A 15,386-nucleotide genomic window follows, 5' to 3' on the forward strand; every position below is an offset into this window, starting at 1 on the left:
GCGCAGGCGGCGGGGCCGGTCAACCGCGCGCTTCGGCCGCCATTTGCTCGGTGCGCCGCCGCGCGGCTTCGATGGTGCGGTGGACAAGGTCGGCGATCCCGTTCGCGCCATCGAGCACGTCGAGCCCTGCCTGGGTCGATCCGCCGGGGCTGGCGACGCGGCTGGCGAGCGAGTCCATCGCCTCGCCCGACGCCAGCGCCATGTTGCCGGTACCGCCCAGCGTCTGAAGCGCCGCTTTCATGGCGATGCCGGGCGCGAGGCCGAGCCGCTCCGCTTCCGTGGCGAGCGCAGTGGCGAAGCGCGCGACATAGGAGGGTCCGGAGCCTGCGACCGTGCTGATTGCGGTGAGATCGGCTTCCTTCTTGCCCCATAGCGCGAGGCCGAGCGCGGAGACGAGCCCGTCGATATCGGCGCGGAGAACGTCAGCGATATCGTCGCTGTAGAGGCCGGTGACGCCCTCGCCTTCGCTCACCGGCAGGTTCGGCATGGCGCGCACGATCGCCCGAGCGCGCGGGAACAAGCGGCGCAGGCTGGCGCATTCGACTCCGCCGAGGATGGAGATGACGACGGTCTCGTCCGTGACGGTATCGCCCAACCGCTCGGCCACTTCATCCACCTGATAGGGTTTATGGCCGAGCCAGCAATGCGCCATCGGATGGGTCGGCCAGTCGCTCGTAACGCGCACGCCATCAACGGTGCGACCGCTCGGGGAGAAGATGCTCAGGCCCGACAGATCGACGCCGGCCTTGCGCCACCCGGCGATCATCGCGCCGCCCATATTGCCGCAGCCGATGAACCAGCTGTTGGCGGGAAAGGACAGGGTCACGCCTCGCCTGCCGTGTCGATCAGCGCGGCCTGGATGGCTTCGGCCGGAGTCTTGTCACCCCACAGCACGAACTGGAAGACAGGGAAGAAGCGTTCGCATTCCTCGAGCGCGGCCTCGCTCACACCTTCGGCTGCCTCGAAGGGAATCGTCCCGTCCCCGCCCACCAGGATGGCGTGACGGAAGGCGATGACACCCGGCCCCGGCCAATATTCGAAATGACCGAGCCAGAGCTGCTCGTTGATGAGGCCCATCGCCTCGTAGATCTGCGCGCGCTTGTCGACGACGACCTTGATGTCGGGAAAGGCGAGGAACTGGAGCACCTGGTCGTCGGGACGCCAGATCGCCCGCAATTCATATTGCGACCAGCTACCGCTCGCGCTGGCGACGACCTCGCCCTCGCCGACGCGTTCCGATGCCCAGCCGCGCGCGTCGAAATAGGCCGCGAACATCTCGATGGGCGCGCCTTCCGGCGTATCTTCGCTAAGGTCGGTCATCGGGATCGGCTGTCGCTATTTGGACTTGGGCGCGCTTTTCTTCGGCGAGGACTTGGCGCTCGCCTCCATCGCGTCGAGGCGGGCCTTGAGGGCTTCGTTCTCCTCGCGCGCCTTCAATGCCATCGCCCTGACCGCCTCGAATTCCTCGCGGCTGACCATGTCGTCGGTGCCCACGAGATCGCGCATCCGCTCCTTGAAGCTGGCCTCCGCCTCGCGGCCCATGCCGGCGAAGGTGCCCGCTGCCCCGTTCACTACCTTGGCAAGATCGTCGAAGAATTTGTTCTGCGATTGCATGGTCCTGTTTCCTTCTAGCCGAACAGCGGCTGGGCCGCGTCCGGATTGAGCGCCACGATCGCCCGGTTGAGCGTGAAGGCGAAGATGAGCCACGCAAGATAGGGCAGCATCAGCGCGCCCGCTAGGGGCTTGAGGCTCCAGAAGCGGCGCGTCGCCAGCGTGGCGAGAACGAGAATGGCCACGATGTGCCATTGCGCGATATGGATCGCGTGCGCACCGAAGAACACGTAACTCCACGCGAAATTGAGGAGAAGTTGCACGACAAAAAGGATGATGGCGGTGCGTCGCGTGCGGCTGGGCGGCTGGGTGAGGACGATCGACAAGGCGAGGCCCTGCAGCGCGTAGAGGATCGGCCAGACGATGCCGAACGCGGCGCCGGGGGGCTGGAAACTGGGCTTGGCGAGGCCCTCGTACCAGTTGTCGGGACGGAAGAAATAGCCCGACAGGCTGCCCGCGACCACGATCAGCGGCACGATCCAGATCGCGCGCTTGCCGACCGCTTTCCAGTCGATACTCTTCATCCTTCTTGCTCCTTGATGGCCCCCAGCAGAAATTCGACATTCCCCTCGGGGCCTGTAATCGGGCTGGTCTCGGTTCCAAGCACCCGCCAGCCCTTGGAGGCGACCCACGCCGCTGCTTCCTCGCAAACGCGCTCGTGCACCGCGGGGTCCCGGACCACACCGCCCTTTCCGACTTCCGCTCGCCCTGCTTCGAACTGCGGCTTGACGAGCGCGACGAGCATCGCGCCATCGGCGGCGAGATCGAGCGCTGCATCGAGCACCTTCGCGAGGCTGATGAAACTCGCGTCGCACACGACGACCTGCGGCGCTTCGGTCACGATCTCGGCGGTGAGGTGCCGCGCGTTGGTCTGCTCGTGGACGACGACCCGGTCGTCGCTCCGTAGTTTCCAGGCGAGCTGGTTGGTCCCGACGTCGACCGCGAAGACCTTCGCCGCGCCGCGCGTCAGGAGCACGTCGGTGAAACCGCCCGTCGAACTGCCGACGTCGAGCGCGGCCAGACCGGTCACCTCGAAACCGAAATGGGTGAGACCGTGGTCGAGCTTCATGCCGCCGCGGCTGACCCACGGATGCTCCTTGCCGCGCACCTCCAGCGCCGCGTCGGGCGCCATTTGTTCGCCCGCCTTCACCAGCTTGCGCTCGCCCGAATAGACATTGCCCGCGAGGATCAGCGCCTGCGCCTTCGAACGGCTTTCCACGAGCCCGCGCTCGACCAGCAGCACGTCGGCCCTAATATTTCTTGCCATCGACCTCGGTCGCTTCTTCCTCGCGTCCTTCCTGCAACTGCTCGCTCGCCTTCGCCTCGGTCTCGCCGTCGGCGGCGGGGGCGACCAGCCGCTTGTCCGCATCCTCGATGAGACAGGCAGTGAAGCGGACGGGAAAATGGTCCGAGCCCATCTTGTCGAGCCGTTCCATGTCGACGAGGCCCCAATGCGGCGTGAGGAACAGGTGATCGAGCGGCCAGCGCATCGCAGGCCATTTGGCGTTGAAGGTCGGCATCAGCCGCCGCCCGACGCGGGGGTCGCGGGTGCCCGAAACCTCCACGAACAATTTGGTCGTTTCCGACCAGGCGACGTCGTTGAGATCCCCGAGGATGATCGAGGCACCCCCCTCGTCGCGCGCCTCGCGACCGACCAGCACCAGTTCGGCATCGCGCTCACCGGTATCGTCGCCAGGCCGCGGCGGCTCGGGATGGATGGCGTAGAGGATGATCTCGCTCCCGTCGCGCAGGGTCACGCGCGCGTCGATCGAGGGAATGTCGTCCTGCACCCGATACTTGACCTCGCCCGTCATCGGCAGGCGCGAATAGAGGTGCATGCCGTAACTGTTCTCCAGCGACACCGCGACGCGATAGGGATAGTCGGCGTGAAGTGGCTGCATAGCATCTTCCCACGCTTGGTCGCTCTCGGTCAGCAGGATGATGTCGGCATCGGCCTCGCGCGCGGTGCGAAGCATCGCCTCATAATCCTGGTTCTCGATCAGAACGTTCGCACCCAGCATCGAGAGGCGCTGGTCGGGCGTGCAATCCTTCGCGCTCGCAACCTCGGCGGGATAGAAGAACAGGAAGCGCGCCGCGTGAACGAATTGCCAAGCCGTCGCCACGAGCAGCGTCGAAATGACGAACAGCGAGCGACCCCGACGCGTGTGCGGCGTGAGAATGGCGTAGAGGATCGCGACGAACAGGCCCGCGAAGCCCAATTGCATGCGCGGGTAGTCGAGGACGCGAATGAACCAATAGTCTGTCTGCCACGCAGGCAGAAAAGCCGCGATCGTCAGCAGAATGGCAAGGAGCCCCAAGGCATGGACGAGCCAGCGGCGCCAGCCGGAATAATGGGGTCGCTTGGGCGGGTTGAGCGGCATGGCGGGCTTTCTAGCGCAAAAGGTACGGCACGAAAATGATCGCGCCGCCGATGAGTGCGGTCAGATTGCTGATAAGGACAGCAGCGGACGCAACGTCCTTGGCCTTGCCGATCATCGGATGATGTTCGAGCGTGACCGCATCGGCAAGCCGCTCGATCGCGGTGTTCACCGCCTCGGCGAACCAGGCGAAGCCGATGAACGTCACCACCAGCACCCATTCGATCCGCTCCAGCCCCGCCCAGAAACCGAGCGCGACGGCGGCGAGCGAGGTGACCGCATGAAAACGCGTCGTCGGCTCCTCGCGCCACAGCGTCGCCACGCCCTTCAAGGCGAAACGAAACGCCTTGATGCGATCGACCGCGCTGAACCGTCTTTTGGACAACCGTCGCCCCTCCGTCTCGCCCTTCACAGGCGCGATGTTACGGAGCGGCGAGACTTAACGAAAGCGCTGAAAAGCCCATCTTTCTATTTAACTGAAAAATCCAGTCGGTACGGCGATGCCGATTGGCCGTCTTCGCTCCGGAATTCGCCGAAGTCTTCGTGACCAAACCAGACCACGTGCTCCTCGCCGTCCTGCGCGATGCAGAACTGGCTGAAGCTCAAGCGGTCCTGCGACAATTCGGGCGGACCCTCGCAGCGCACGGGGCTGCTATCCGTAGCGGGCGAATAGACTGAATGGAGTCGCCCGATCATCGGCCGATCGAACGTGACTCTCAAAATGAATGGTCCCGCCTCGATCTCGGCATCTTGCGCAGGCAGGGTCGACACGACCTTTGGGCCGCTGGCCGCGACGGGGCCGGCGCCGGCGCCGGGAACAGCCGGTTGGAGTTGCAAAGCGGTGAAAATCAAAGCGGCAATCATCAAAAGTCCTCCCATATATTTCCACCGTCGAGATGGAGAAGGGGGACCAGCACTCTCAATGCCAGAAATGGTGGTACAGTTTTTCTGTGAGGCCTCGCTGTCGGCCGCGATCAGGCGCGCCGCTTCGCGGCTACTGGAAACGCCGAGCTTCTTTCGCGCCGAGCGAAGAACTTCCTGCGCTGCAAATTCGGTATCGCCCGTTTCGGCGATCGCCGATTTGATCGTGTGACCTCCTGCGAGGAGTTTGAGCAGCCGATATTCTCGTTGCGTCAGCGATCGCAGCTTCTGCGTCATGCTTTCGCTCAGGCGCGGGCGCCTTCTTCGACCCCGACATCGTTGCGGCGAAGCGCGGTCAGCACGGTCTCGACGATGTCGGGCGCGGTGAGCTTGGCTTCCTGGTACTGCTTGTCGGGCGCGTCCTGGTCCTGGAACGTATCGGGCAGGCGCATCGTGCGGATCTTGACGCCGCTGTCGGTGATGCCTTCGTCCGACGCCATCGTCAGCACATGCGCGCCGAAGCCGCCGACCGCCGCTTCCTCGATCGTCACCGCGACTTCGTGGCGCGAGAAAAGGTTACGAATCAGCGCTTCATCGAGCGGTTTGGCAAAGCGCATGTCGGCGATCGTCACCGAGAGCCCCTTGGCCTCAAGCATCTCTGCCGCCTTCTTGCATTCATCCATGCGGGTGCCGAGACACATCAGCGCGACGGTCTTGCCGTCCTTGACGATGCGACCCTTGCCGATTTCCAGCTTCTGGGGCGCCGGGATGGCGACTCCCGTGCCGTTGCCGCGCGGATAGCGCACCGCAATGGGGCCTTCGTCATACTGCGCCATGGTATGCACCATGTGGGTGAGCTCGGCCTCGTCGCTCGCCGCCATCACGACGAAGTTGGGGAGCGTGCAGAGGTAGGCGAGATCGAAGCTCCCCGCATGGGTCGAGCCGTCGGCGCCGACCAGTCCCGCGCGGTCCATCGCAAAACGGACGGGCAAATTCTGGATCGCGACATCGTGAACGACCTGGTCGTAGGCGCGCTGGAGGAAGGTCGAGTAGATGGCGACGAACGGCTTGTGTCCCTGTGCGGCGAGACCGGCGGCGAAGCAGACACCGTGCTGCTCGGCGATGCCGACGTCGAACATCCGGTCGGGGAAGGCCTTCTCGAAATCGTCCATCCCCGTGCCGCCGGGCATCGCGGCGGTGATGCCGACGATCTTGTCGTCCTTTTCCGCCTCGGCGATCAGCGCGTTGGCGAACACCTTGGTGTAGCTCGGCGGCCCGCCGCCCGCGCCCTTCTTCTGCTCGCCCGAGACGACGTCGAACTTGGCGACGCCGTGATATTTGTCGGCGGCATTTTCGGCCGGTTCATAACCTTTGCCCTTGACCGTGCGCGCATGGATCAGGATCGGGCCTTCCTTGGCATCGCGCACATTCTCGAGAATCTCGACCAGAGTCACGACGTCATGTCCGTCGACGGGACCGACATAATAGAAGCCCAGTTCTTCGAACAGCGTACCGCCCGTGACCATGCCGCGCGCATATTCCTCGGCCTTCTCGGCCGCACTGGTCGCGCCCTTGCCGAGGCGCTTGAACAGCCGCTTCGCGAAGTCGCGGGTCTTCAAATAGGTGTCGCTCGACACGAGCCGCGCGAGATAATGCGACAGGCCGCCGACGGGCGGCGCAATCGACATGTCATTGTCGTTGAGGATGACGATCAGGCGATTGCCCGCCTGCTCGGCATTGTTCATCGCCTCGTAGGCAAGGCCCGCGCTCATCGACCCGTCACCGATCACGCTGATGACGCGCCCCTCGCGCCCCGCCAGCTTGTTGGCAACCGCGAAGCCGACACCCGCCGAGATGCTCGTCGAGCTGTGCGCGGCGCCGAACGGATCATATTCGCTCTCGCTCCGCTTGGTGAAGCCCGAAAGCCCCCCGCCCTGCCGGATGGTGCGGATGCGGTCGCGGCGACCGGTCACGATCTTGTGCGGATAACATTGGTGTCCGACGTCCCAGATCAGCCGGTCGTTGGGCGTGTCGAAGACATAGTGGATCGCTACCGTCAGCTCGACCACGCCGAGCCCGGCGCCGAGATGGCCGCCGGTCTGCGAGACGGCGTCGATCATTTCGGCGCGCAGTTCGTCGGCGAGCTGCTTGAGCTGGCTCTTCTCGAGCTTGCGGATGTCGGCGGGATACTGGACGGTATCCAGAAGAGGCGTATCGGGGCGCTGGTTCATGTCGCCACTCTAACGAGGGGGATGCGGCGAGTCATCAGCCGATCGCACGCTGACTTCTAGTCGGCGCAGTCCCCGCAGGTGCCGCGCACTTCGATAACCGGACGCTTTGGCTGGAAGCCCGCCCCGACCGCCATGTCGCGCACGCCGCCAGTCAGCCGATCGTCGTCGACATGGGTCGCCTTGCCGCAATCGTCGCAGATGAGGAAGATGCAGTCGTGCAGGCAGCCAGGATGCTCATTGGCGATGTAGGCATTGGCACTCTCGACCCGCGCCGCGAGGTTGGTCGATACGAACAGGTCGAGAATGCGATAGACGCTATTGGCGGCGACGCGCTTGCCCCGCGCCTCGCCGACTTTCTCGGCGATGTCGTAGGCGCTGGCCGGCTGGTCGAAGGTGGCGAGCACGTCGAAGACCGAGGCGCGCATCTGCGTCCACTGCTCGCCCGCTTCCTTCATCCGCGTCTCGGCTGCGGCCCGCAGGTCGTCGCCCTCGTGATGATGGTGGTCGTGATGTTGCGCCATGGGCGGGGATATAGGTTTTCGCGCGACGCTTCACAAGCGCCGCGACGGGGGTGGCTAATCGCGCGCCATCGCGTTCAGGCGGTGGCCGAGCGCGAGGATGCCGACGCCTAGCATCGTCGCGAAGATTTCCGATCCGCCATGCGGGAGAGCCAAGGCGCCGCCCATCACGCCAAGGCCCAGGCCGCCGATTGCGCTGGGCATCATGTAGCCATGCTCCGAAATGCCGCGACCCAAGGCGAAGGCACCGAGGATGATCGCCAGTCCGAGCCCCGCTTCGTGCATCCATTCGGCGCCGAGCAGTCCGCCCGCGCTGGCCACGATCGCCACCAACGCGGCGGTCGCGACGCAATGCACGAGGCACAGCGTGGACAGCATGATCCCCATACGGTCGAGGGTCGTCGAATTGCGGAAAGCGGAAAGCATGATGAGGCGCATATAGACCGCTTGCGGTGAAGATACAATATCACATTGCATGATTTTTCGCCGAGCGCATTTCGTCGGCGGTTAAGCCCTTGGTTCCCCTTCCCTAATGCACCGCGCGGCGGCATAGGAGCGCGCACCATGACTGCACGCCCTTCTCCCCGACCCCTCGCAATCGCCAATTGGCTGCTCGCGGTCGCCGCGCTCGTCTTCACCATGGTCGTCGTCGGCGGCATCACGCGGCTGACCGAGAGCGGCCTGTCGATCACGCGCTGGGACCTCATCACCGGCGCGATGCCGCCGCTCAACGAGGCGCAATGGCAGAGCGAGTTCGATCTCTATCGCCAGACGCCCGAATATATCGAGATCAACGGCCCCGCGGGCATGGGTCTCGAGCAGTTCAAGTTCATCTATTTCTGGGAATGGTTCCACCGCTTCCTCGGGCGCCTCGTCGGGCTCGCGTTCGCGCTGCCGCTGGCATGGTTCTGGATTCGCAGGGCGATTCCGCAGGGCTACAAACCGCGCCTGCTTGCGCTGCTGGCCCTGGGCGCGAGCCAGGGGGCACTCGGCTGGTACATGGTGCAATCGGGCCTCGTCGACCGCACCGATGTTTCGCACTTCCGCCTGTCGGCGCATCTCCTGACCGCGCTCTTCATTCTCGCCGGCCTCGTCTGGACCGCGCTCGATCTACGGCAATGGAAGGCCGGGAACCGCACACCCGCCGGGATGACCGGCGTCGCGCTACTCGGGATCGGCACCGTGTTCGTACAACTGCTGATGGGCGCATGGGTCGCGGGGCTCAACGCCGGCTACATCACCACCGAATGGCCGCTGATGGCGGACAGCCTCTTTCCCGCCGGCGCGGTCGACTGGGCGCGGGGCGCCTGGTTCGCCTTCACACACGATCCCTTCCTCATCCACTGGATCCACCGCTGGTTTGCCTTCGTGGCGCTGGGCGTCCTCATCTTCATGGCGACCCGCGTGAAGAAGCGCGACCGGCGCGCCAGCATCGCCATTCACGCCACCCTCGGCATCCAGATGCTGCTCGGCATCGCGACCGTGATGAGCGGCATGAACATCGTACTCGCCGTGCTGCATCAGGCGAACGGCGCGCTGCTGGTCACCAGTGTCGCCTGGGGCGCGCATGTGCTAGGACGGCGGGCATGATCGACCCCTCCCCTTGCAGCGTCTTCATCATGTGCTCCTCGCTGGGCGAAGCGCAGCAGATCGCGCGTACGCTGGTCGAGGAGCGGCACGCGGCCTGCGTCAACATCCTCGGGCAGGCCAAGTCGATCTACCGCTGGGAAGGCCAGATCGAGACGGGCGCCGAATTCCCGATCATCGCCAAGACTCGCATGGACGCAGCCGACGCCCTGATCGCCCGCGTGCGCGACCTCCACGGCTTCTCCAACCCCGCGATCACCGTCTGGCCGATCGCCAAGACCCCCGTCGATTATGCCCAATGGGTGGCGGACAATTCGGGTCCGCGCGGCGACGTCGGCAGCAATATGGTATGATGATACCCGCCAGCAACCGCGCGGATTGCTTGACTTAATCGCGCCTTTCCATCATTAGCGCGCCCAACGGCGGGGGACTGCACCCTCGCCTTTTCGTATTTTTTACATCGGGAGATCAGGCCATGAAGGCGCTGATGAAGACGACCAAGCCGGCCAAGCCGCACGAGGTCGAGAAGAAATGGCATCTCATCGATGCCGAAAATCTGGTGGTCGGCCGCCTCGCCAGCGAGATCGCGAAGCTCATTCGCGGCAAGCACAAGGCGAGCTTCACGCCGCACGTCGACAATGGCGACCATGTCGTGGTCATCAATGCCGACAAGGTCCGCTTCACCTCGGACAAGGCCAACAAGAAGATCTACTACAAGCACACGGGCTATGCGGGCGGGATCAAGGAGACGACCCCGGCGAAGATCCTCGAGGGCAAGTTCCCCGAGCGCGTGCTGGAGAAGGCCGTCAAGAACATGGTTCCCCGCGGCCCGCTTGGCCGTGCGGTGATGAAGAACCTGCACCTCTACAATGGCACCGAGCATCCGCACGATGGCCAGAGCCCCGAGGTCTATGACTTCGGCTCCAAGAACCGCAAGAACAAGGTGGGCGCATAATGGCCGACGAAAAGAAGGGTCTCGAAGCGCTTGGCGAACTGACCAAGCAGGACCAGGGCACCACGAACGAGGACACGGTGACCGCTCCGGAAAAGACCGAGAGCGCGACCCCGGAATCCGAAGCTCCGCAGGCACCGGAACGCGAGCCCGCACCGCTTCGCGAGCAGGAAATCGACGATCTGGGCCGCGCCTATGCGACCGGTCGCCGCAAGGACGCCGTCGCACGCGTCTGGCTCAAGCCCGGTTCGGGCAAGATCACGGTCAACGGCCGTGACCAGGGCGTCTATTTCGCCCGTCCGACGCAGCGTCTCGTCATCAACCAGCCGTTCGGCATTACCGATCGCGCGGGCCAGTATGACGTGATCGCCACCGTCAAGGGCGGCGGTCTTTCTGGCCAGGCCGGTGCGGTCCTGCACGGCATCGCGCAGGCGTTGACCCGCTACGAACCGGCGCTCCGCTCGACGGTCAAGGCCGCCGGCTTCCTCACCCGCGACAGCCGCGTGGTCGAGCGTAAGAAGTACGGCCGCGCCAAGGCCCGCCGCAGCTTCCAGTTCTCGAAGCGCTAAAGCGAGCGAGCTGCCAAGATCGAGAAAAGGGCTGTCCGGGAAACCGGGCAGCCTTTTCTTTTGGGCCGACGCGCGTATCATCGTCGCCATGAAGCATCTTGCCCCCCTCGCAGCCCTTGCGCTGTTCGCCGCTCCTGTCGCCGCCCATGCGCAGGACATCGACGCCGCCGGAGCCATCGGCACCTGGGAAGGCGTCCTCGAAATCCCCGGCAACCAATTGCGGTTCGTTATCCAGCTGACGGACGAGGACAAGGACGGCACGCTCGAAGCGATGGCCTACAGCCCCGACCAGGGTGGCGGCGGGCTTCCCGTGAGCGGCGTCGCGCTGAGCGACGACGTGCTGACCATCAACATCCCCGAAGTCGCAGCATCCTACGAAGGCACCTATAACGGCGAGGCATTTGTGGGCACGTTCAAGCAGGGTCCGGGCGAACTCCCGCTCACGCTCGAGCGCTCCGACTGGACGCCGGAATCCGAAGCGGCGAGCGCCCCAGACGACTGAAAGAGTCCGGATGCTGCAGCCGTCCGCGAGAAGCTGGCGGCAGTCGTCGAAAACAAGGATGGATATCGCGTCGCCGCCGCGCGCTTCGAAGGAGCGTCCGACGAGGACTTCTTCATCGGCGACGTGAACGGGGACACACGTTTCGAGATCGGCTCGATCACGAAGGTCTTCACCAGCCTGCTTCTCGCCGACATGGTTCTCGCCGGTGAAGTGTCGCTGGACGATTCGGTAATGAAGCATCTGCCCGAAGGTGCGCTCGCCAACGCCCCGCACATCACCCTGCGGATGCTCGCCGCCCATCGCAGCGGGATCGCCAGCGTTCCCGCGCCCTTGATCGACGCCACCGGGATGCAGGTCCGCGATCCGCTGGATCCTTATGCTAGCTTCAACGAGGAAGCCTTCTCGACCTGGCTGAGGGAGGTCGAGCCTGTCGCCGAGCCCGATGCGGAGTTCGCTTATTCCAACGCGGGCTTCGCGTTGCTCGGCCAGGCGCTCGCGCATGCCGCGGCACGTGATTTCGAGAGCCTGCTCATGGAGCGGATCGTCCGGCCGATGGGGCTTGAGCACACCGACTTCGACAAACAGGGCCTCGTGGACGCCTATGCGAATGGCGAGAAGACGCCGCCCTGGCACCTCGCGATGATCGCCCCTGCCGGCGGCCTTGTCTCCACGCTGGGTGACGTGACCGCGTTCGCGCGCCTGCTCGCCGAACCGGACGAGCGATGGAGCAACCATGTCGACATGCTCGTGGCGGATAAGAGCCCCGCGATGGGTTCGGCAACGGTCGGCCTCGGCCTTTTCCAGATCGATGTTGGGAAGCAGCGTTTCTGGCTTCACAACGGTGGGACCGGGGGCTTCAGTACCGCCTTGTGGATCGAGCCCGCCGCCGACCGGGGCGCCGTCGTCCTGCTCAACAGTTCGGATGAGTCTGCCGAACCGCTGGCTCTCTACATGCTGCGCCGCACCGCGCCCTGATCCCATTCCGTCGCGCTCGCGCGACGTAGGAGTCAGTCCGCCATCGCCGGCTGCGCGGGCGGTTCGCCCCGTTTTGCCGGACCGAGCGGCCGGAGGAGGAGGACGAGCGGGATCGCCGCGAAGGTCAGCCAGGTCATCGCCTGGAAATCGTCGAGATACGCGATAAAGGCCGCCTGGCGGTTGATTTCGGCGTCGATCACCGCGAGCGCCGTGCCCGCGTCGAGCCCCGCCTGCCCGCCGATCTGGTCGACGATCCGCGGCACCACGCTTTCATCGACATTCGCCGCCATGTCCGCATGGGCGATCTGCATGTTGCGCGCGAGCAGGGTAGCGACGAGACTGATGCCGACCGATCCGCCGATATTGCGCGAGAGATTGAGAAGGCTGGCCGCGCTGGTGCGCAGCCGCGGCTCGAGCGTCGCGAAGGCGAGACTCTGCATCGTCACGAAGACGAGGCCGAGGCCGAGGCCCTGGACGACACCCGACCAGATGATCGGCCCCGCCCCCATTTCGATCGCGAAGCCCGTCATCATATGCGTCGACCATCCCATGAGCCCCATGCCGAGCGCGACCAGGACGCGCAGATCGACCTTGCCGACCAGGCGGCCCGCCATCAGCATCGAGAGGAGGGTGCCGATGCCGCGCGGCATGGTGAGGATACCCGACTGCAGAACCGAATAGCCGTAGAGCTTCTGGAGAAGCGGCGGCAGAAGCGCGAGACCGGCGAGCAGCAGAACACCGGTCACGACCATGAAAAGAAGGCCGATCGAGAAATTGCGATCGAGGAACATCTGTCGCTCGAACAGGGGATCGCGGCCCAGCACGGTATGGATGAGGAACATCCAGCCAGCGCCCGCGAAAATCGCCAGTTCGAGCCAGATCTCGATGCTCTGGAACCAGTCGAGCTGATGTCCGCGCTCCAGCAGTAACTGCAGACTGGCCAGCGACAGGCCGAGCAGCGCGAAGCCGAACAGGTCGAACCTGCGGCTGCTGCGCTCGGTCTCGGGAAGAAAACGCAGCAGCATGACCGTCGCGATCGCGCCGACGGGAATGTTGACGAGGAAGACGTAGCGCCAGTCGAAACTGTCGGTCAGCCATCCCCCGAGCACGGGGCCGAGGATCGGACCGATCATCACGCCGCCGCCGAACAACGCCATTGCGCGGGCATGGCGCTCGGGGGGATTGATGTCGAACAATGTCGCCTGCGCGAGCGGAACGAGAAAAGCGCCCGTTGCGCCCTGCAGCAGTCGGAACAGCACCATCTCGGACAGCGAGGTCGCGATGGCGCACAGGAAGCTGCTGATCGTGAAGCCGATGACCGAGATCACCAGCAGCCGCTTGCGCCCTACGCGGTCCGCGAGCCAGCCCGCGATCGGCAGCGCGATGGCGGAGGCGACGATATAACTCGTCAGCACCCAGTTGATCGTTTCCTGCGTCGCGCCGAGACTCGCCTGCATATGCGGCAAGGCCACATTGGCAATGGTCGTGTCGAGAACCTGGATGAGCACCGCGAGCATGACCGCAACCGTGACCGCCGCGCGGCGGGTGGGGCTGAGATTCTCGCCGATCATCGATCCGGCAGGTCGATCTCGACGACGCTCGACAAACCCGCGATCATCTCGCGAGGCGGTTCCTCGTCGAATGCGATGCGCACGGGCACACGCTGGGTGGTCTTGACCCAGTTGGCGTTCGCATTTTGCGCCGGAAGCACCGAGAATTCGCTGCCCGTGCCCGCACCGATGCTTTCGACATGGCCCGAGACGACGTCGCCCGGATAGGCGTCGAAGCGAACGCGCGCAGCCAACCCCGGGCTGATGCGTGCCAGATCGCCTTCCTTGAAATTGGCCTCGACCCATGCCGTCCCGTCGCGCACGATCGACAGCATTCCGACGCCCGGAATGACGGTCTGACCGGGAAGGAGCTTCTGCGACTTCGAGATCGTCCCTGCCATCGGGGCGCGTACGAGTCCGTTCTTGAGGTTGAGCCTGGCCTGCGCGATCGCCGCATTGGCTGCCGCGATCTGCGGTTGCTGGCCCTTGGGCGCGATCGCCGCATTGGCGCTCGCCGCCCGCGAATGCGCGTCCGCCAGTCGCGTTTCGGCCTGCCGCACGGCATTGAGTGCTTCCTCGTAGCTCGCCCGCGTCGTGAAGCCGCGGTCGAGCAGGTCCTGCTGGCGCGAGAGCGCGGACCGCTTGGTCGCGAGATCGGCCTGCGCGCCGCCGATATCCGCCCCTGTCCCCGCGGCACTGACGTTGAGCTGGCGCGTCTCGAGATTGGCGGCTGCCAATTGCGCTTCTGCCTGGAGAAGCGCGACGCGGGCGGGTTCGGGATCGATGCGAAACAGCGGATCGCCCGCCTCGACGTGATCGCCCTCCTTGACGAACACCTCGACGACCGGCCCCCCGACCTGCGCGCTCACCGACACGATGTCCTGTTTCACATAGGCGTTGTCGGTCTCGACCGTCTTTCCGCCCGTCAGCCAGAAGAACAGCCCCGCGCCCGCCATCGCGAGCGGAACGATGAGCATGAGGAGCGTCTTGAGCCGACGACGACGCGTCGATGCGCGTGGCTCGGCGTCGATGAAATCCTCGTCCTCCACGACATCGGCATCGAGATCATTCGTTGTTGCAAGCGTCGGCGCCGTCGTGGGGCCGTCCTCGCGCGGCGCATCGCCATCTACCTTTTTCTCGATAGTTTCGCTCATGAGGTCACCTGTTCGTCCGTTTCAATCGCCGCGACGTTCGCGCGGATAATTTTGAGGGTGTCGCTCAATCGCCGCAGTCGTTCGGGATCCAGTCCCGCAAAGGCCTCTCGCGTGACCTCGTCGGCAACGAGATGCAGCTTCTCGAGTATGGGCGCCGCTTCCGCGGTCAGGCGCAATCGCCGCACGCGTCGATCGTCGGGATCACGCTCGCGCGCAACGAGACCCGCGTCGGCAAGTCGATCGACAATCCGCGAAAGGGTGATCGGCTCGATATCCAGCCGGTCGGCCAGTTCGACCTGCTTGAGCCCGGGTTCGCGCTCGAGCCGCGCGAGAACGCGCCACTGCGAGCGCGTCACGCCATGATCCGCCGCACGCCGATCGAAGTAGCGCCGCAGAGTGTGCGCCGTTTCACCGACCGCGAATCCCAATTCTTTCATAGCGGCGCATATAATAAGCACACTTATTAACCGCAATGGGGCTTGAAGGGCGGCGTTTTTG

Annotated in this window: 20 protein-coding genes; 6 read left to right on the forward strand and 14 right to left on the reverse strand. The window is 64.9% G+C overall.

Features of this window, described 5'->3' with window-relative positions:
- Positions 1–19: 19 nt before the first annotated feature.
- From WJS89_RS12125 to WJS89_RS12175, 11 genes are all read right to left on the reverse strand, one after another.
- Entirely contained in the window at positions 20–826 is an 807-nt protein-coding gene (locus WJS89_RS12125) for a pyrroline-5-carboxylate reductase family protein (protein ID WP_346341238.1), read from the reverse strand.
- Positions 823–1,320 (reverse strand): type III secretion system chaperone family protein, encoded by a 498-nt coding sequence (locus WJS89_RS12130; RefSeq protein ID WP_346341239.1) that lies wholly within the window; start codon positions 1,318–1,320, stop codon positions 823–825. The genes WJS89_RS12125 and WJS89_RS12130 overlap by 4 nt, the downstream gene beginning before the upstream one ends.
- A gap of 15 nt (positions 1,321–1,335) precedes the next feature.
- On the reverse strand, positions 1,336–1,614 hold the full coding sequence (locus WJS89_RS12135) for an accessory factor UbiK family protein (RefSeq protein WP_346341240.1): 279 nt from the start codon (positions 1,612–1,614) through the stop codon (positions 1,336–1,338).
- Positions 1,615–1,628: 14 nt separating this feature from the next.
- Complete coding sequence (locus WJS89_RS12140; protein ID WP_346341241.1) at positions 1,629–2,135, reverse strand: TspO/MBR family protein; 507 nt, start codon at positions 2,133–2,135, stop codon at positions 1,629–1,631.
- Positions 2,132–2,878 carry a TlyA family RNA methyltransferase gene (locus tag WJS89_RS12145; protein WP_346341242.1) on the reverse strand — a complete coding sequence of 249 codons (747 nt, stop codon included), beginning with the start codon at positions 2,876–2,878 and terminating at the stop codon, positions 2,132–2,134. The genes WJS89_RS12140 and WJS89_RS12145 overlap by 4 nt, the downstream gene beginning before the upstream one ends.
- Positions 2,862–3,992 (reverse strand): endonuclease/exonuclease/phosphatase family protein, encoded by a 1,131-nt coding sequence (locus WJS89_RS12150; RefSeq protein ID WP_346341243.1) that lies wholly within the window; start codon positions 3,990–3,992, stop codon positions 2,862–2,864. The genes WJS89_RS12145 and WJS89_RS12150 overlap by 17 nt, the downstream gene beginning before the upstream one ends.
- Before the next feature lie 10 nt (positions 3,993–4,002).
- Positions 4,003–4,374: a diacylglycerol kinase gene (locus WJS89_RS12155; protein ID WP_346341244.1), complete on the reverse strand. Its 372-nt coding sequence runs from the start codon at positions 4,372–4,374 to the stop codon at positions 4,003–4,005.
- Between the two features lie 83 nt (positions 4,375–4,457).
- Positions 4,458–5,147 (reverse strand): helix-turn-helix transcriptional regulator, encoded by a 690-nt coding sequence (locus WJS89_RS12160; RefSeq protein ID WP_346341245.1) that lies wholly within the window; start codon positions 5,145–5,147, stop codon positions 4,458–4,460.
- A gap of 8 nt (positions 5,148–5,155) precedes the next feature.
- Positions 5,156–7,081: a 1-deoxy-D-xylulose-5-phosphate synthase gene (dxs, locus tag WJS89_RS12165; RefSeq protein WP_346341246.1), complete on the reverse strand. Its 1,926-nt coding sequence runs from the start codon at positions 7,079–7,081 to the stop codon at positions 5,156–5,158.
- 56 nt (positions 7,082–7,137) lie between these two features.
- A complete protein-coding gene (locus WJS89_RS12170; RefSeq protein ID WP_346341247.1) occupies positions 7,138–7,602 on the reverse strand; it encodes a Fur family transcriptional regulator in 465 nt (154 codons plus the stop codon).
- A 54-nt stretch (positions 7,603–7,656) separates the two neighbouring features.
- Complete coding sequence (locus WJS89_RS12175) at positions 7,657–8,037, reverse strand: MerC domain-containing protein (RefSeq protein ID WP_346341248.1); 381 nt, start codon at positions 8,035–8,037, stop codon at positions 7,657–7,659.
- Positions 8,038–8,163: 126 nt separating this feature from the next.
- Here WJS89_RS12175 and WJS89_RS12180 point away from each other — a divergent pair, with 126 nt between their 5' ends.
- From WJS89_RS12180 to WJS89_RS12205, 6 genes are all read left to right on the forward strand, one after another.
- Positions 8,164–9,189, forward strand: coding sequence for a COX15/CtaA family protein (locus WJS89_RS12180; RefSeq protein WP_346341249.1), 1,026 nt, complete (start codon positions 8,164–8,166; stop codon positions 9,187–9,189).
- On the forward strand, positions 9,186–9,539 hold the full coding sequence (cutA, locus tag WJS89_RS12185; protein WP_346341250.1) for a divalent-cation tolerance protein CutA: 354 nt from the start codon (positions 9,186–9,188) through the stop codon (positions 9,537–9,539). Before WJS89_RS12180 ends, cutA begins: the two co-directional genes overlap by 4 nt.
- Positions 9,540–9,661: 122 nt before the next feature.
- Positions 9,662–10,141: a 50S ribosomal protein L13 gene (gene rplM / locus WJS89_RS12190; protein ID WP_346341251.1), complete on the forward strand. Its 480-nt coding sequence runs from the start codon at positions 9,662–9,664 to the stop codon at positions 10,139–10,141.
- Positions 10,141–10,707 carry a 30S ribosomal protein S9 gene (rpsI, locus tag WJS89_RS12195; RefSeq protein ID WP_346341252.1) on the forward strand — a complete coding sequence of 189 codons (567 nt, stop codon included), beginning with the start codon at positions 10,141–10,143 and terminating at the stop codon, positions 10,705–10,707. Before rplM ends, rpsI begins: the two co-directional genes overlap by 1 nt.
- 88 nt (positions 10,708–10,795) lie before the next feature.
- Complete coding sequence (locus tag WJS89_RS12200) at positions 10,796–11,209, forward strand: hypothetical protein (RefSeq protein WP_346341253.1); 414 nt, start codon at positions 10,796–10,798, stop codon at positions 11,207–11,209.
- 123 nt (positions 11,210–11,332) lie between these two features.
- Positions 11,333–12,184, forward strand: coding sequence for a serine hydrolase domain-containing protein (locus tag WJS89_RS12205; RefSeq protein ID WP_346341254.1), 852 nt, complete (start codon positions 11,333–11,335; stop codon positions 12,182–12,184).
- A 32-nt stretch (positions 12,185–12,216) separates the two neighbouring features.
- On the opposite strand, the gene WJS89_RS12210 is transcribed toward WJS89_RS12205, so the two are convergent.
- From WJS89_RS12210 to WJS89_RS12220, 3 genes are read right to left on the reverse strand one after another with little or no spacing between them, the layout of a single operon-like run.
- Positions 12,217–13,755, reverse strand: coding sequence for a DHA2 family efflux MFS transporter permease subunit (locus WJS89_RS12210; RefSeq protein ID WP_346341255.1), 1,539 nt, complete (start codon positions 13,753–13,755; stop codon positions 12,217–12,219).
- A complete protein-coding gene (locus WJS89_RS12215; protein ID WP_346341256.1) occupies positions 13,752–14,888 on the reverse strand; it encodes an HlyD family secretion protein in 1,137 nt (378 codons plus the stop codon). Before WJS89_RS12215 ends, WJS89_RS12210 begins: the two co-directional genes overlap by 4 nt.
- Positions 14,885–15,325, reverse strand: coding sequence for a MarR family winged helix-turn-helix transcriptional regulator (locus WJS89_RS12220; protein WP_346341257.1), 441 nt, complete (start codon positions 15,323–15,325; stop codon positions 14,885–14,887). Before WJS89_RS12220 ends, WJS89_RS12215 begins: the two co-directional genes overlap by 4 nt.
- Positions 15,326–15,386: the final 61 nt, after the last annotated feature.

Origin of the sequence: Sphingomicrobium aquimarinum (genome assembly GCF_039655735.1) — a bacterium.
In the GTDB taxonomy this organism is placed as follows: Bacteria; Pseudomonadota; Alphaproteobacteria; order Sphingomonadales; family Sphingomonadaceae; genus Sphingomicrobium; species Sphingomicrobium aquimarinum.

Excerpts from the sequence above, each read along its gene's own strand:
- WJS89_RS12150 (WP_346341243.1), bottom strand. The coding sequence starts at position 3,992 with ATGCCGCTCAACCCGCCCAAGCGACCCCATTATTCCGGCTGGCGCCGC.
- rplM (WP_346341251.1), top strand. The coding sequence starts at position 9,662 with ATGAAGGCGCTGATGAAGACGACCAAGCCGGCCAAGCCGCACGAGGTC.
- WJS89_RS12170 (WP_346341247.1), bottom strand. The coding sequence starts at position 7,602 with ATGGCGCAACATCACGACCACCATCATCACGAGGGCGACGACCTGCGG.
- WJS89_RS12180 (WP_346341249.1), top strand. The coding sequence starts at position 8,164 with ATGACTGCACGCCCTTCTCCCCGACCCCTCGCAATCGCCAATTGGCTG.
- WJS89_RS12140 (WP_346341241.1), bottom strand. The coding sequence starts at position 2,135 with ATGAAGAGTATCGACTGGAAAGCGGTCGGCAAGCGCGCGATCTGGATC.
- WJS89_RS12145 (WP_346341242.1), bottom strand. The coding sequence starts at position 2,878 with ATGGCAAGAAATATTAGGGCCGACGTGCTGCTGGTCGAGCGCGGGCTC.
- cutA (WP_346341250.1), top strand. The coding sequence starts at position 9,186 with ATGATCGACCCCTCCCCTTGCAGCGTCTTCATCATGTGCTCCTCGCTG.
- WJS89_RS12130 (WP_346341239.1), bottom strand. The coding sequence starts at position 1,320 with ATGACCGACCTTAGCGAAGATACGCCGGAAGGCGCGCCCATCGAGATG.
- WJS89_RS12210 (WP_346341255.1), bottom strand. The coding sequence starts at position 13,755 with ATGATCGGCGAGAATCTCAGCCCCACCCGCCGCGCGGCGGTCACGGTT.
- WJS89_RS12200 (WP_346341253.1), top strand. The coding sequence starts at position 10,796 with ATGAAGCATCTTGCCCCCCTCGCAGCCCTTGCGCTGTTCGCCGCTCCT.
- dxs (WP_346341246.1), bottom strand. The coding sequence starts at position 7,081 with ATGAACCAGCGCCCCGATACGCCTCTTCTGGATACCGTCCAGTATCCC.
- WJS89_RS12220 (WP_346341257.1), bottom strand. The coding sequence starts at position 15,325 with ATGAAAGAATTGGGATTCGCGGTCGGTGAAACGGCGCACACTCTGCGG.
- WJS89_RS12135 (WP_346341240.1), bottom strand. The coding sequence starts at position 1,614 with ATGCAATCGCAGAACAAATTCTTCGACGATCTTGCCAAGGTAGTGAAC.
- WJS89_RS12215 (WP_346341256.1), bottom strand. The coding sequence starts at position 14,888 with ATGAGCGAAACTATCGAGAAAAAGGTAGATGGCGATGCGCCGCGCGAG.
- WJS89_RS12160 (WP_346341245.1), bottom strand. The coding sequence starts at position 5,147 with ATGACGCAGAAGCTGCGATCGCTGACGCAACGAGAATATCGGCTGCTC.
- rpsI (WP_346341252.1), top strand. The coding sequence starts at position 10,141 with ATGGCCGACGAAAAGAAGGGTCTCGAAGCGCTTGGCGAACTGACCAAG.
- WJS89_RS12175 (WP_346341248.1), bottom strand. The coding sequence starts at position 8,037 with ATGCGCCTCATCATGCTTTCCGCTTTCCGCAATTCGACGACCCTCGAC.